Origin of the sequence: Moraxella sp. CTOTU47915 (assembly GCF_031986685.1) — a bacterium.
Classification (GTDB): domain Bacteria; phylum Pseudomonadota; class Gammaproteobacteria; order Pseudomonadales; family Moraxellaceae; genus Faucicola; species Faucicola tetraodonis.
On record NZ_DAMAAE010000012.1, the window covers coordinates 22,715 to 37,899 of the forward strand.

A 15,185-nucleotide genomic window follows, 5' to 3' on the forward strand; every position below is an offset into this window, starting at 1 on the left:
ACGTAAATTTTTATTTCCAAGGTCTTAAATCGACGATTTTGACAATCTTTCCGCCTGATTTCTTGTCAATTAATACAGTCATGTCAACTGCATTGGCTTTGAGTGGCAAAAAGCTATCGGCTTGCGGATATTTTAGCAATATATTTTCAATATCTGTTGCTAAATTATATTTATGAAGTTCCGATAATGGTTTTGCAACTTGTTGTATGGTTTTTTTTTGATTATCTAAAGGCTCATACAAATTTGGTCTCATACTTGGTGCTAGACCTGTCCTCATCTCCAAAAAAGTTCTGCTGTTTTTTTCATCATCATTATTCGCAATTTTTACAGTTACCCATCTTGGAGATAAAAAACTCAGTTTATTGTAAGGTGGATGTGCTTTCTCTCTATCTGCTTTTGGAATAGTATTGGCTTGGACAAGCTCAAAGCGGATCGCATCAAATGCAATATAAGTAGGTCTAGTAATGGCAATGTTATATAGTCCATAGCTAAGTGCTGCCAACTGCAACAATGCTATCACGGACAAGTCAAGTTTTAGTGCGCTTTTATCTTTTTTTGCCACTATCAACGTCAGTAATGGACCTAGCACTACATCAATTGCTAACATCATCAAAAATATATTAGTCACACCTACTGCTTTTGCCAAGGGAGCAGGATACCAAACAAAAAACACAACAGCGATGGAGATGCTAGCTATCAAGAGTGAAATGGCTAAGTGAGTTAAAAAAGCCTGTACTCTAAATGGCAGATTTGACATTATATTTATTCCGACTATCTCTTACTTATTCCTGACACGAACTAGGCAACCAACTACGGTTACCATCAGTTGAACACACCCATTTAATGACTTGTTCATTCATACCCAAATTTGAATTAATACTAGGCGTTATGATGAGCTTTTTACCTGCTATACTGCCTTTGTCATACTTAACGGTAATAACACCCGTATCAGCTGTAATATTAACACCTTTATTTTGGATATATTTTCCCTGTATAGCATCGGCTTGTTTGCCAATATAGCCAGTATCTGCGTCCACTGCCCTAGCATCTGGGAACTGCTTATAGTTGGCAATCCAAAGTGCAATCTCATTTCTTAAACCTTGTGTAGCAACTAGCCCCTCTGTCATTTGGGCTCTTGCCACATAGGTTTGATAAGCAGGTAATGCTATAGCAGCCAGTATGCCAATGATGGCAATCACTATCATCAATTCTATAAGTGTGAAGCCACTGTTTGGCAGACGCTTTGATATCATATTATTACTCGGTTTATAAATAATATAAAAATTACCTATTGGCATACTTAGTCTCATAAAAAAACCCCACGAGTGTAGGGTTCTTTGAAATAATAACACAGGACGAATAGATTATTGACAGCTAGTTGGTAAACGTTTTTTATCAATGCCATTTTGTGCTGCAGGAGCACAAGTCCATTTAGAAATTTGTCCGCCGGCCGCACTTAAAGTAGGTGTTAAAATCATTGCTTTACCATTATTTGCTCCTGAGTTAAAAGGAACGGTAATAACCCCCCCATTAGTCACAGTTACAGAATTTGCAGCAAAATATTTGCCTTCTAAGGCTGCCGCCTGAGTTACAAGAGTCTCTGCTTCTTTACCCGCTGCTAAGTCTGCAGTGGCTGGTAAGCGTCCTTTATCGGCAGCAAAAGTACCAATATCAGTCTGCAGACCTGCAGTCGCTTTAAAACCTTCAGTGGCTTGGGCACGTGCGGTATAATCTTGATAAGCTGGCAATGCAATCGCCGCTAAAATACCGATAATCGCGATAACAATCATTAATTCAATCAGGGTAAAACCTTTTTGAGCGTTCATAATGAACTCCTATTTTTGAGTGTATAAAATGGATAACCTAATATCATATAGTTAATTATATAGCCAGTCATCCAAGTAATTAAGTCAATCTGCAAAGTTTTGATGAGCGTAACTTTGCGTTTCTAATAGAATTACTGCAGTTTGTGTGCCAATTTCTTTTTTTAACCAAATTAACACTAATATATCTTCTATTTCGCTACTAATTTAAAAATTATTTAGGGTTTTAAGGATTATCTAAGCACAAAGTTTTTTTAAACATCACATCTTATTGTCAAAGATATGACAATATTTGTCACTATTTTATACCACCCAACCTAAGTATTGTCCATACTGCTAAAAATTGTTCAATGCTTAGTTTAATAAGCTAGTTATTCCATTCTTTACCTGTACCGCATAAGGAACCTCGGCATTTCAACCCTTGAGCGTTTAGCGTGAGGGTACCATCAGTTGCCATCTGCGATGAACTAACTGGGGTGGCTGTAATTGTCCAACGGTCAGTGAGGGGGGTGGGTGCTAGGGTGATAGTATATAATGCTGTACCACTTCTAGGAAAGCTCCCATTTAATCCCGTGCCTGCGTTAGTGTAACTGCCTTGTGCCAGTTTACGCGATTCAATTTGCGAGGCGATATTTTGCATTTCTGTCATCATATCGGTGCGTTTGGTCTTGATGACATAGCGTTGATAGCTGGGATAAGCAATCGCCGCCAATATACCAATGATAGCAACCACTATCATAAGCTCGATTAGGGTAAACCCTTGCTGGCTATATCGATTTTTCATTACCAAGTCTCCGAATAAGTACCACAGTTGGTTGATGCGATGGTAACGCTAGTGTCACTATTTTTAGTTTTGCATTGTGTTCCACTACTAGTGAGCAAAATCTTATGCGCATCGTTAAATTTTGTGGGATTAGGGGTGGCAAACATCACCCATGCTCTACCTGCCGTCAAGCTATTAGCGAGCGTCGAAGATGCCGTTGGCACCAGACTATTGGCAGTATTGTCGCCATCCACCAACAGTATCTTGTATTGATAATTATCTGCTGTGCTGTTAGCGGGCACATAAATCACCGTTTTTGCCACATCATCCCTTGCGCCAGTATCATAACTGTAACTAACCGTACCGTCATTGGCAATTTTTTTGGGTAAAAAGCCTTTATAAGTCAGTGCAGTCGCCCGCCAGCGATTGAGCTCAATCTCTAGCTGCTTCATTTTGGCTTGCGCTTGCGATTCGGCATTGCGGATAGCATGTTGCCGATATGATGGGATAGCAATACTGGCGAGTATCGCAACCATCGCTACCGTTACCATCAGTTCAATCAGCGTAAAGCCCTTGTGACGATTCATCATTGCCTCGGTTATTTATTGACTTCAAACCAAGTATTTGGCTTCAAGGTATATCGGTCATTATAGATATTCTCTATAGCTGAGCCATCACCCGTGGTTTTACTTAGACCAGATAATGGCTGGCTAGTTTTATCAAGTCCGATATTGTTAGACCCCGTATCACCTGCTTGCAGCTTACCGCTGTCATCACCAAAGCCCACTCGGTTGGAGGCTCTATCGGTGATAGTTTGCGTACCAATCAGTAAGCGTTGATTAGATAATGTAGAACTACGCGGTCCTAGCGTCAACTCTTGGATACCTTGTCCTGCCCGCGCAAACCCTGCCGTGCCATTTGTTGATGTCGCATACTCATCGATAGCCGCCCCTGCTGAATTTGTGGTTTCTTTTAAGCAGATGCCGTAAGGTAGACAGTACAATTGACGCTCTGAGCCGCCTGTGATTTTTGCGACACAGGGATTGACTGTACCATACGTCATATCGGGATTATAGACAGTGGTGTATAAGAAACTATCAATGACCTCAGACTTACCCACGCCTTTGGTATATTTGACCTTATCAAAGCCATCGAAGCGCGTTAATGGATAATACCAACCACGTTTGGCTTTTACAGAAGTGATAGCCGAGCGTTTGGTAGTTAAAGTATAATCTGCAGTGACCGTAGGTAACGCCAATAAGTCGCTAGACGCTGTGGTATTGGCGGTCAAGTCTACCACTTTTTGTACTTTAGGCGCATCTGTGGCGGTAGATTCTTTGCGGGTGGTAAAATCACTGGCATATAAGATACTATCTGCCAACGTGACATCAGTGTCCATGATGCCATACAGCCTATCGGCATAAGCATCGCTAGTACGTAGTTTTGATAACGGCGAACTGCGGTCACCTGAGATGACATTAACCACAGCAAATAACCGACCATTATTAAAGCTACTATCACCCCGATAAAAACTGACCACAGGCCGCTCATAAAAACGGTGATTATATTTGATATCTGTACCACTAAAGGCAGGTTGCAGCAGACGCACTACGCGCGTATTGGCAAAACTTGTGGTTAGGATAGGTTTTTTGTCCTTATCCATTTTGATACTGCCATCTGTGTTGTACTGCGTAGCACCTGCGTTGGTGAAATCAGCACGGAATACTTGCCCACCCATGTCAGCAAAGTATAACTGATCCATATAGCCATCATTGTTGCGGTCAAGGACAGTAATCCCGCCTACGATACTATTATTGAGGGTAGAGACTGTTGTATTGGTAGCACCTGATACCGTATTGGCTGCTTTGGTGGCTGACCAAATAAGCGCACCCGTTTTGGCATCCACCATATAGACAGCGTTGCCTAGAGATTCTGCAGCGGTTGTGCGGTTACACGCCTGTGATTTTTGATTGCTTAAGGTCGAAGTTGTGGTGCCAACTTGATAGTTTTCATCTTCATAGCAGGTATCATAACCGCCACCAAAGACTAAGACATCTTTATAAGCATTGACTTTTTTGGTTGTTGAATCTATGCCTGTGGCAATTTTTGCCTTGGTAGGTTTTGACCATATCTGTCCCATACGGTCGAAGCCTGTCGTAGCAGAATCGATTCTAAATAACATCTTAGGATTATCTTTATCCGTTAAATCCAAGCCATACATACCTTCTCCGCCCATCCGTAGTCCGCCATAAGCACGGACGTAGGTATTACGGCAGTCACGGGTATTATTTGGGTCGATAGTTTTATTTGCTGCACAAGGCGTTACAGTGACTCTGTTGTTATCAAGGTCATAAAAATAATTAGCACTCACTAGCCAAGGGGCGTCCACACCAAAGTAAGGTTTGCCAACATCTGTACCTGTACCATTGATAAGCGCCTGTGGTTGGCTGATGAGCATTTGTTTAGGGATAAAGGCAAGCTGCTCTCTTCCCCCATTGCTTGTAGCGGTGTAATCATCGGCATTTACCATGTGTAATGACCCATCGCTCGAACCAAATAACGCATAATCATCACGGGTACTGCTGACTTTACCATCGGTATCAAGATCGGCTGAGTAGGACACCATGCTTGGTGTTGAATGAATGGTGGCTCCAAGGACTTTGACAGGTGACGCTGGTGCAGTGAGTACCAAATCCGCTAAGGCTTGGGTTTTTTGCGCATCCGTCAATGTAAAACCTAAAAATTGTAGTAATAAATTGACATTGGTACGCGAATACGTGGTGGTATCCACAAAGGTATTTGAGGTACTGATGATACTTCCATCCAAGGTGACTTTACCTGAGGCATTGACGCCCAATTTTCGTAGGCGAGGACTTCTATCATTTGAGGAAGTGTTATCTTCAATGTACAAGGTTCTTACATTATTCACAGCGGCGTTCGGGGTAAGCAAGTTACTATAAAATCCGCCTGAGGTGACATTATTATTTTTGCCATTGATATCCGCTATTGCACTCCAAAGATCTTCGGTGGCAGGATTCAGATTGCCTGCGACATCCAAAAATAATGCACTATTATTTTTGCCATATAGCGTACCTTCATTTAGATTGTATTTTTTAAGGTTACCTGCCCAGATCGCTTGGTTTTTACCAACTTCGGCTTGTAAGATGGGATAGTAAGCCACCGCTAGTTGGCTATCGGCTCTGTAAGGGTCATCAGGGACAATGATAGTGCCTGATGGGGTAGCAGGTAATGTATTATTAAGGTTTTGAATAAAGCTTAATACACTATTAGCGATATCTTCAGAACTTTGAGCATAAAAGAATCCGCCTTCACCGTAGCCTGCACCCTGTTGACCCCATTTACAAGCGTTTTTTGCGTCGTTATTAGCCGTGGCAGTGTCACAATTATATAGCTTGGTATCACTATTATAATCTAAACCCGCAAAGGAGGAACCAAATCCTGCAACGGCGGTTTTGATTGAGATACCTGAAGGATTTTGAGAAGCATTACGAAGGCGTTTGGCATATTCCCCTATCCATTCCCAACCGCCTGTCTCACCAGAAAATAGCCCTGACTGTAGCGTTGGTGAGATCAGACCTGTAGGCTTGGTGGTAATGGTGTATCTGGTATCATCGTTGAGTGACTTGTTGAGAATAGTCTTCGCCATGTCATCTTTGGTTGAGTTAGGCGCACCGTCGGTCAAGAAATAGATGCCATTAGAATCACACTGTGCCGTGGTGCTAGTCACTGGGGTCGCCCCTCGGTAGTAGTTCGTACCATTGTTAGTATCGGCTGCTGAATAGGCAATACCGCCATACATATTTTCTATTGGCTCACCAATTCCATTTGTTGACGTAGTAGTATTTTTGATGGAAAAAGGACTATTACGATAAGACACGATACCAATAGTACCACCTGCATAGCCTGTCCACACCGTGCCGACAATTGGTTCAATATCCATCGGCTCATTGGCAACTTTCATCCAGCCCCCATACCGCCAACCAACAGGAAGCTTGGTAAAGGTTTCCCAGCCACTATCCATAGTCGTGACGCCGCTTTTGGTTTTAAAGTCATCAAGGCTAGTGATTTGTGTCCAGCCACCATTACCATTAGGCATATAGACACCCCTATTAATGGTTGCAGTTGTTATTATTTTATTACTACTATCGTATCCTGGCCAGTTATTGACACACTGTTTGACCTTGGCATTACCATTAAAAATACTCGTTTCACCACCACCTAAGCTAACACAAGTGAAATATACTTGTTCTTTGGTAGTTGGGTTTTGCATGGTCATTGAGCCATCATACACGATACTAACAGATGATGGAGGATTTGGGTCTTTACCCGTCGTGGTACCCATCATATACGCCCCTGCTTCTGCATACGCATGAGCGGCTGGCGTACCACTGGAAGCCTTGGTTACGTTTGGATAGTTGTTACTAGAGAATTTAAGTGCATCATTGGCACTGCCATCTTGGTTGGTTGTAGTATCTAATGATTGAATACCAGCAATTGCTTGAATAAGTTTTATCCGTTGATTTTGATCCAAGGCTGCTGCCTTTACCAATATTCTACCTGAGTGACCATCAACAATTTTGTTAGTAGCGCCACTGATATTAATCTCTGTCTTGGAAGAGAATTGGCCTAAGCCCATAACAATACTGTCTTTGATATCAGTACCTGCCAACAAAGTAATTAACGCATCTTTTAGCCGAGACAATCTATCAAAAGCCCCAAGTTGTCGACCTGTAGAATCTACGGGTTCAACAAGCTTACCAGCCGTATCAATGCTTGCTGTACCGCACCCTCTCAAATAATAGGGTATCGTAGTTCCATTGATAGTGACTGATTTCTTAAAAGAAGTTTTACCTTTAGTCTCGCCATCACGGGTATCTCTAGCATTATAAGCCCATTCAGCAAATGGATAAGTACTTGAACGATTATTGTTATACTCGTACACAATGACACGGTCACATAGACCTGTGTCGACATCCCCCGGGCTACCATAAGGATTGTTTTTAGGTAATACTAGCGAGCTGATCCCCATCGATCCTGACGTATCGAGCATCATCATCAGATTAATCTGACCATCAGTTGCTGCCTTATAGATCTCCAAATCACCGATTTTCTTTTGGCTCACATCCGCCTGTGAAGTACTCACCGCCACCATCATCGACATAGCAATAACTACATATTTGATTGAAGTCGTTATTTTACCTTGATACGATTGATTCATTGCTTTAGACCTCTTAACACCAAATTTGGGTTTCATCGTTATCACCACATTATCTTTATCTTAACAAACCTTATCTACCTGATGAGGTTAAAGTACATTTTGACGATAATGTCCCTGTGCCTTTGCCAAACGGAATACAGTTGGTTGAGCTTGACATATTCTCGACATCCGCTTGCTCGTAAAGCATCTTGCTTGGGGTGTTGGCTTTACGCATACACTCAATAAGAGAATATTTTCCTGAACTAACATTATCTTGGATCGCGGTTTGTTCAAAGCACTTATCAGAACCTACCTTAGGCTCTGCATACGCAGGTAAGGCTGCAGTGGCGCGAATGTCAAACTTGAACTTTTTACTGGTGCGGTTTTCTACTTCTTTCCCAATCACCATTTGTGAAAATGGTTCAGCATCGGTTTCAGGTGGGGTGACCGCAATATTCATCTGAGTCATTGAGGTTTGTCTATCACTATTATAGCTATCGGCACTGGTATAGTCACAGTAGCCACTGTTACGCCCACTCCAGTAGCCCCCGCCTTTTTTTAGGATGGTAGCGTTTTTGGCAAGGTATTTTTTTTCACGTGGATTATAGCAGTAGATGAATTCGTTGGTAGCATTGTCTGAATTGAGTAAAAAATGCCCGATAGCCCCTGACACGCTCGTGATATCTTTATATGCCTGTGAACTAGGATTGGCATTCACCATCGCCTCTAACTTTTGATTGCCACTATCGGCTGATTGTAGCAACAAGGTGTTGATTTGGTCAGCGGTGGCAGTTCTGAGATCCGTGGTACTTTGACGTACTGCTATCGCGCCTGCCAACAAGATCAGTACCAAAAACAACAATACTACAATGAGCGCTGCGCCGCGTTGATGAGATGGCAAGTTATAGCCGTTGTTTGTTGGACGACTAAGCGCGGATTGCGTGCTGATCAATAGGATTGGATTGCGCATTGGCTAACTCCCCGCAGTTAATGTCGTACTGGTGTCAATATTGATAACTCGCGCGTTTCTCAATAAGGTCGTAGATTCATAGGTAGTACGTACCAGCTTAGGCTGTCCTGATTTTAATGGCTGAGTTGCACCTAATAACTTAAAACTGGTCGCAACATCGCTACCGATGACAGGTGAACTGCCTCGGACAATTAGCCCAATTTTGACTGCAGTAATGGGCGGCTTGGTACCAGACAATGCTAAATACTCACTGGCGGTCAGGTAACGCATCAACCCAGCATCACTAGGTGCGTCAGTTTGGATACCCAACAAGATTTTGAATTGGTCTACCCCTAAGATTACCTCGCTGCCACCGCTTTGATAGTTCGCACTCAAACCAGTAATGCCTGCAGTTGTAATCCTACCCGCATCGCAAGCTAGCAACAGCCCTTGCCCTGTGGTACTTGAACTTCTAATAAAATACCGTTCAATTACAGTAGCTTTTGGATCAATATCAGCACTTTCACAATCCGCAATTTTTACACCCGTGGTATTTTTAAATTGAATCGTTAACTGGTCGCTATTGATCCCTGTGATATTAGAATCGCCGCCAGTGCGTGTAAAATAAAGATTTTTGGATGTGTCTGAGCTTGCCAAACCAATATTTTCAGGTGAAATGACGATGCCACCACCCACCGTTTTATCGGTAATAGAGGTTACTGAATTTCCCAAGTTTGCCAATCGCAAATGGCTCTCTAGCTGCTGCAAACCAAAAACGCTCGCGTCTTGTAGCTCACTGCCGCTTTTTTGGGTTGAGGCGGTTTTGGTATTCGTTAGGTATACTTGTATTACCGCAGCAGAAATCAGCAGCCCCAATACCAATGAAATCATGAGCTCTATTAACGTAAAGCCTGAAGTAGAACGATAACTTGATATCATCAGTATGCCTCCATAATGAAGCATTGTGCACCAAAATTATAGACCGCATCTTCATTAGCGCAGGGTTTGTCTTTAGTCGTATCGGACGCAACGGGGGTATCCAAAAAAATCGGGTCGGTATCGCCCCAAGCAGCAATCAGGCATTGGCGGTCTTGTCCAACCGTACTAATCGTTGTGGCAACACCACTAGCGCTAGTGGTTGTCGTGCGTTTGGTAGGGCAAGTTGCCATACCCACCTTCAAGCCATTGTCTGTGGCATATTGCTTGACGGTTAAGGCGTCTTTTACTGCCAGTTGCTTAATGGTACAGGACACAGGCGTACCCCCTGTCATACAACTATCTTTGGTTATAGGCACATTGCTAGTATCTGTATTGGTGAGTGTGGTAGCGGTGCCGTTAATCGCGGTTTTGAATGCGGGTATGCCATCTATATTTGCTCGCATCATCTCGGCAGCGCCTCGCATCACAGTTAAGGCTCGGGTACGCATCAAACTCTCATCGGTGGCTTTGACTGCGGTCATCTGCATGGCAGTGAATCCAAGCACTGCGATTGCTAACAACATCAATGCTACCAGCACTTCTATTAAGCCAATGCCTTTTTGTGAATTCATGAACACGTCCCATTTTTGCTAGTGACAATATTACTGCTTGCATCGACCGTAATGGTATATTTATCAGACCCAGCGCCATAACACACTGAAAAATTGGTCGAGCTATCTGTAAGAGTCCCTGTTCCCGTGTCCCCTTGGTAAGCTTTTTTGTAAGGGGTAAAACTAACTGCAGTTAAGGCACTCGGGCTAGCGGTAATCGTCAAATTTTTGTCTAGCGTATAGTCAGACAGCATTTCATCAGCATCTGTTGCCGACCTTTTTACATATAATACAGTGATTTTTTTGCTTGATGAGCTATTGGTTAGCACTACCCTAGTAGATCGCTGAGCAATCATTGCTTGGGTTCTTGCATCTTTTAGCGCAGCTTCAATGATGTTTGCCCCATCTTTGATTCTGGCTTGCTGAATCTGTCGTTGCATACTAGGTGCTGCCATCGCGGCAATGATAGCTATAATTGCAATGGTGATGACAAGCTCAATCAGCGTAAAACCTTGGTCTCGGTCACGATGATACTGTCTTTTCAAAACTTTCATCACGATACCCACCCATACCCCTTGATAAACGACCTATCATACCATGTTTACTAGCACAAACCATTCTAACATTAAAGCAAAAAACATACCTATTATCTCAGTATTTTTGTTAATTGTCATACCTAAAGCTTACTACCCATAGTTTACCTTAGCCACTTATCATTGCTAAGCGAATTAGGACGAAAGGGCGCTCACGTATTATCAAATCATTTTTAGCTTAGTATTTTAAAGAATCCTTCCAATAACCCACTGGTAGCCCGCCTTTATCTGCGAGCTTTAACGGTATGGCGTTGCAACTTTGGTCGCAAAACAGTCACAAGCAGGACCTAATGCAAAACCTTACCATGCAAGACTGAATACGCATGAATATGGGAAGATGGGTGATAATTCGTGAGTAGATTAGCCAATTCAGACAAGGTGGCGCCTGTCGTCACCACATCATCAAACAAAATCAAATTTTTGCTAGGAGGCATATCTGTTAGAGAAAACGCATCTTTGATATTATCCAAACGCTCTTCTCGGCTTAGACCCTGCTGGTGAGTTCGGTCGAGTCGCTGCACACCCGTAAAAACAGGGATTTGCCAGTGAAAGCTTAGATAAGCGGTTAACATGGCAAGCGGATCGAAGCCGCGTTGCCTAATGCGCTGTAGACTTGTTGGCACTTTAACGATTAACGAATTTTTGGCATGGCATCCTTGAGGCGGCTTAAGCTGGCGGATGGCGTGTACCAAAACGGGCAGATGATGTAACTGCTGCCCATTTTTATACCCAAGCATGATTTGATTGAGGGGATATTGATAGTAGCCGCTAGCTACGCCACGCAGTGACGTTTGCTTTAGTTGCAAAGTAAAAAATGACGTGGACCATGCAAACTGGCTATGGCATGGCTGACAAAGAAATTGCTGTCGATTGAACCAATGGTCATGGTGACGCGGTGCTAAGTTATCAAAGCCTGCTGCAGCGCAATCATTGATGCCACATAATTGGCAACGGTGATGAACTTTCGCTTGATATACCAACGCCATGGCAAAGGGCAATCGCCACCAAGGCAAGGGGGCTACGATTGCCATAAACGCAGTTAAAGCCCTTTAAAATCATTGAACATGATACCAATACCGACATTAGTGCTCTTATGATTATAGTCTTGGATGTTTTCACCATAGCCATGGAATACTTGTAAAATCGCTTTCATACCGCCTGTCAATGGATAAGCATAATCCACCTGTATAGCGCCTTTATTGGTACTTGGATTATAACGCATCACACCACCCACTGTGCTTTGGTCATTGAGCGGATACAACCAACGCACATCGCCATAGCCCATGTAGTCCCCGATATCTGGGTTATCCGAGTCTTTACTGTTTTCATATGCGATGAGCCACAGTCTTGGAATCACGGTGAGCTTACCCCACTCTGTCCCTGCCATCGCATAGATACGATTCCAAGAACGGGATAACGGGTCTGATTGTCCATTTGATTCATGCACGAGCCCTGCGCCTAACATTCTTAATGACCCATTCCCAGGCAGATTACCCTTGATAGGCTGTGTCAAAAATATCTCTGGCTGATAATCTGAGCTGCGAAAAGGTCTTGAATACTTACCATTGTACACTTGCCAATAAGACTGCTGGGTATAGCCAAGCCAAACATCGGCATTGGTATCGAACACATCTTGGGCAAGCTTGGTTTTCATTGAAATTTGCAGCTTGCTATCTAGATGCTGCAAAGAATCTTTCGATGCGCGAACATGATCTTGGGTGGGTGAATGAATATCATAGTTTGGCGTCGCGTTGTACCAAAGCGGCATGACATACATGGGCAAATGTGGACGTATCGTCAGTATCCCTTTGGGATCATTTTTATCCAAGTCATATAACACACTCAGTGGCGTATATTTTTCAACATCTGTTGCCGTCACCCCCACTTGTTTTAAGATGGTTTTGTCAAGCTTGTTGGGTACCAAATGATCCAGTTTTTTTTGCTCGTTTTTAGTGGGAGTCGTGACGGTTGTCGTTTGATCCACGGCTAACACGGGCACTGCTTTACCTTCTTTGATACTCACTTTCAAGGTTTTGGCAATATCAAGGGGCGCCTTGGCTTCGGGTTCGATTTTACCAACGCTTATCTTGTCAAAACAAGCCAACCGCGCGATATTGTCAGTGATTTTTGAACAGGTTAGCAGCGTTTGCTCGTCGACAGGAATAACGGTTGTTTTTATTAAAGTTTTTGTTGAATCTTGTGTTGAGGGTTTTGTTGCATTTTTTGCTGAGGATTTTGTTGAAGCTTTTGTTGAAGTTTTTGCCTGCGCCGTTGCTGTAACTGTTAGTGTGGCTAGTATAGCAAGCGATAAAGCGGTACGGTAAAGCGTAAGTTGTGACATAGGTTGACCTTCTTACAAAAATATCGTTCATGATAGCAAAAATTGATGACAAATAGTTAACAAATGCATAATAATTTTTAACAGTAAAGTAAAGTTTCAATCAACTATTGGCTCGTCAATTATTGGTATTTCTATGGGTGCTTGTATGGGTAATTCTAATGATACTGCTGACCTTGATACTCAAGCCAACCGTCTTGATGACGGCTAGCGGGGTCACGGTGTGTCCAATGTACAACGCCACCTTTGTCGTTATAAATATATTCACCTTGACTTCCTCCCCTTGCTAAAGCAAGGGGATTCCTTCTACAAGACGGTCAAGCCCGACCGCAAGAATGTTCTTACTGGCATTGATATCTCTATCATGCCATGTGCCACACGAAGCACATATCCATTCTCTTATTCCAAGCGATTTTCTACCTTTCGGACTATTGGCGGTGATTTCACCGCAACACGAACATCGCTGGGTCGTGTATCTCTCATTCACGATTTCAAAACGGCAACCTGCGTTCTCGCATTTGTAGGTCAGTTGCCTTTTGAGTTCAAACCAACCTGCATCGTAAACCGATTTGGCGAGTTTGCCTTTTTTACTGTTAAATTGGGTGGTTTTCACATCACCGACCACGATTAGGGCATTGTCCTTGACTAATTGGGTGGTGAATTTATGGATGAGGTCTTGGCGTGTATTTTTGATTTTGGCATGGATAGCCTTGATACGTTGTTTGTTTTTAGCTCTTTGAGCAATGGCTAACGCTTTAGCATATTTGAGCGTTTGTTTGATTTGTAATTTATTGCCATTTGAGGCGGTGGCACTGTCTTTAAGTCCTAAGTCAATGCCTACACTGCCTGTACCGCATTGTGTCTTGGGGTAGTCTTTGACGGTGATACAGGCATACCAACGGTTACGGCTGTCTTGTACCAATTCGCATGTGTTGATTTGGTATAGGCTAAGGTTGTAGCTGTCCCATAGGTCAATGACTAGTTTTTGTCCTTTGGCTAGGCTTAGTTGCAAGGTGGATTTTAAGCCCTTTTTGCCTGTTTGGTGCGTGGCAATATGCTTAATGGCAGATTGTTTAAATGGTAGCCAACCTAATGATTTACGTTTTGAATTTGGGTTGTTGGTTCGCCATGATAGTTTAGCTTTTTTGAATTGTTTTCTAGCTTTGGCGTGGGTTTCATTGATGGCTTGAATGGTTTGCGAGTGTAACCCCAGTAATTCACCGCTACCTTTGGTGTATTCGTTCAAATCATAAGCTGAAAAGAATTTACCAGTTTTTTGTAGGTGCTTGTAACTCAAGTCATTGACGTAGTTCCATACGAAATTCACCGAACCGCTTAGGCGGTTAAGCTTTGCTGTGTGTTTATCTCGTATGCGTAGCTTGAGTGTTTTCATGCAAATTATTTTAGCAAAATTTATGCAAGCGTTATAGTGTATGAGTTGCCTTATATCCACCGCCTAAAGTCGGTGGTTTTACGGCAACGGAGGATAAAAACGAATGGGATTGTTGGCTTGAATACCCTCGATGCGCGGTGCCAAATCAATATTATGGGCAATTAACACCGTGATGTTTGGGTAGTTATCAATTTTGACCAAAAATTTTTGATGCCGGCTACCCTCATTATCGTCTTTTAGCACTTTAATCACCGTACCACACCCTAATACCTGTCGTTTAACGCTGGGATTTTTGGCTTGATAAGCTTGATTAATGACGGCGTTGTTGCATTGAATATTTGTTGCCTGACGTTTTTTGTCAGTATAACCTGCTGAATTTTTAGCCGTCTGTTGATTGGACTTTGAGTCCACTAACGGTGAATTTGGGCTTGCTAACTGGCTATTTCCGCTTTGGTTTTGGCTTTTATTTTGCCTTGGCTGTTGGTCGGCATTGCCTGCATGGGAACACCCAGTGACAAAAATTAGCACCCCGAAAGTTAACGGGATGGCTATAGACTTTGCTAAGTGATAGTTCAATTT

The 15,185-nt window shown here is 42.8% G+C and carries 14 protein-coding genes and 1 pseudogene; all 15 read right to left on the reverse strand.

Annotated elements, in window-relative coordinates; translation table 11 throughout:
* Positions 1-10: 10 nt before the first annotated feature.
* Positions 11-757, reverse strand: coding sequence for a TfpX/TfpZ family type IV pilin accessory protein (gene tfpZ, locus RTL34_RS09560; protein ID WP_312116501.1), 747 nt, complete (start codon positions 755-757; stop codon positions 11-13).
* A gap of 25 nt (positions 758-782) precedes the next feature.
* Positions 783-1,310 carry a pilin gene (locus tag RTL34_RS09565; RefSeq protein WP_312116503.1) on the reverse strand — a complete coding sequence of 176 codons (528 nt, stop codon included), beginning with the start codon at positions 1,308-1,310 and terminating at the stop codon, positions 783-785.
* A 54-nt stretch (positions 1,311-1,364) separates the two neighbouring features.
* A complete protein-coding gene (locus tag RTL34_RS09570) occupies positions 1,365-1,826 on the reverse strand; it encodes a pilin (RefSeq protein WP_312116505.1) in 462 nt (153 codons plus the stop codon).
* Positions 1,827-2,190: 364 nt separating this feature from the next.
* Positions 2,191-2,607 (reverse strand): type IV pilin protein, encoded by a 417-nt coding sequence (locus RTL34_RS09575; RefSeq protein WP_312116507.1) that lies wholly within the window; start codon positions 2,605-2,607, stop codon positions 2,191-2,193.
* A complete protein-coding gene (locus RTL34_RS09580) occupies positions 2,607-3,173 on the reverse strand; it encodes a type IV pilin protein (RefSeq protein WP_312116509.1) in 567 nt (188 codons plus the stop codon). Before RTL34_RS09580 ends, RTL34_RS09575 begins: the two co-directional genes overlap by 1 nt.
* 11 nt (positions 3,174-3,184) lie before the next feature.
* On the reverse strand, positions 3,185-7,825 hold the full coding sequence (locus RTL34_RS09585; protein ID WP_312116511.1) for a pilus assembly protein: 4,641 nt from the start codon (positions 7,823-7,825) through the stop codon (positions 3,185-3,187).
* A gap of 70 nt (positions 7,826-7,895) precedes the next feature.
* On the reverse strand, positions 7,896-8,774 hold the full coding sequence (locus RTL34_RS09590) for a PilX N-terminal domain-containing pilus assembly protein (RefSeq protein WP_312116513.1): 879 nt from the start codon (positions 8,772-8,774) through the stop codon (positions 7,896-7,898).
* Between the two features lie 3 nt (positions 8,775-8,777).
* Complete coding sequence (locus tag RTL34_RS09595) at positions 8,778-9,692, reverse strand: PilW family protein (RefSeq protein ID WP_065253647.1); 915 nt, start codon at positions 9,690-9,692, stop codon at positions 8,778-8,780.
* The gene (gene pilV / locus RTL34_RS09600; RefSeq protein ID WP_065253646.1) at positions 9,692-10,303 is read right to left on the reverse strand and encodes a type IV pilus modification protein PilV; all 612 of its coding nucleotides are present in this window, start codon (positions 10,301-10,303) and stop codon (positions 9,692-9,694) included. Before pilV ends, RTL34_RS09595 begins: the two co-directional genes overlap by 1 nt.
* A complete protein-coding gene (locus tag RTL34_RS09605; protein ID WP_312116518.1) occupies positions 10,300-10,836 on the reverse strand; it encodes a GspH/FimT family pseudopilin in 537 nt (178 codons plus the stop codon). The genes pilV and RTL34_RS09605 overlap by 4 nt, the downstream gene beginning before the upstream one ends.
* 326 nt (positions 10,837-11,162) lie before the next feature.
* On the reverse strand, positions 11,163-11,906 hold the full coding sequence (locus RTL34_RS09610; RefSeq protein WP_312116520.1) for a ComF family protein: 744 nt from the start codon (positions 11,904-11,906) through the stop codon (positions 11,163-11,165).
* Between the two features lie 8 nt (positions 11,907-11,914).
* Positions 11,915-13,216, reverse strand: coding sequence for a phospholipase A (locus RTL34_RS09615; protein ID WP_312116522.1), 1,302 nt, complete (start codon positions 13,214-13,216; stop codon positions 11,915-11,917).
* A 155-nt stretch (positions 13,217-13,371) separates the two neighbouring features.
* Positions 13,372-13,482, reverse strand: a pseudogene (locus tag RTL34_RS09620) (DUF3465 domain-containing protein); the annotation flags it as partial.
* 17 nt (positions 13,483-13,499) lie between these two features.
* The gene (locus RTL34_RS09625) at positions 13,500-14,606 is read right to left on the reverse strand and encodes an RNA-guided endonuclease InsQ/TnpB family protein (RefSeq protein WP_312116524.1); all 1,107 of its coding nucleotides are present in this window, start codon (positions 14,604-14,606) and stop codon (positions 13,500-13,502) included.
* Between the two features lie 78 nt (positions 14,607-14,684).
* A complete protein-coding gene (locus tag RTL34_RS09630; RefSeq protein WP_312116526.1) occupies positions 14,685-15,182 on the reverse strand; it encodes a DUF3465 domain-containing protein in 498 nt (165 codons plus the stop codon).
* Positions 15,183-15,185: the final 3 nt, after the last annotated feature.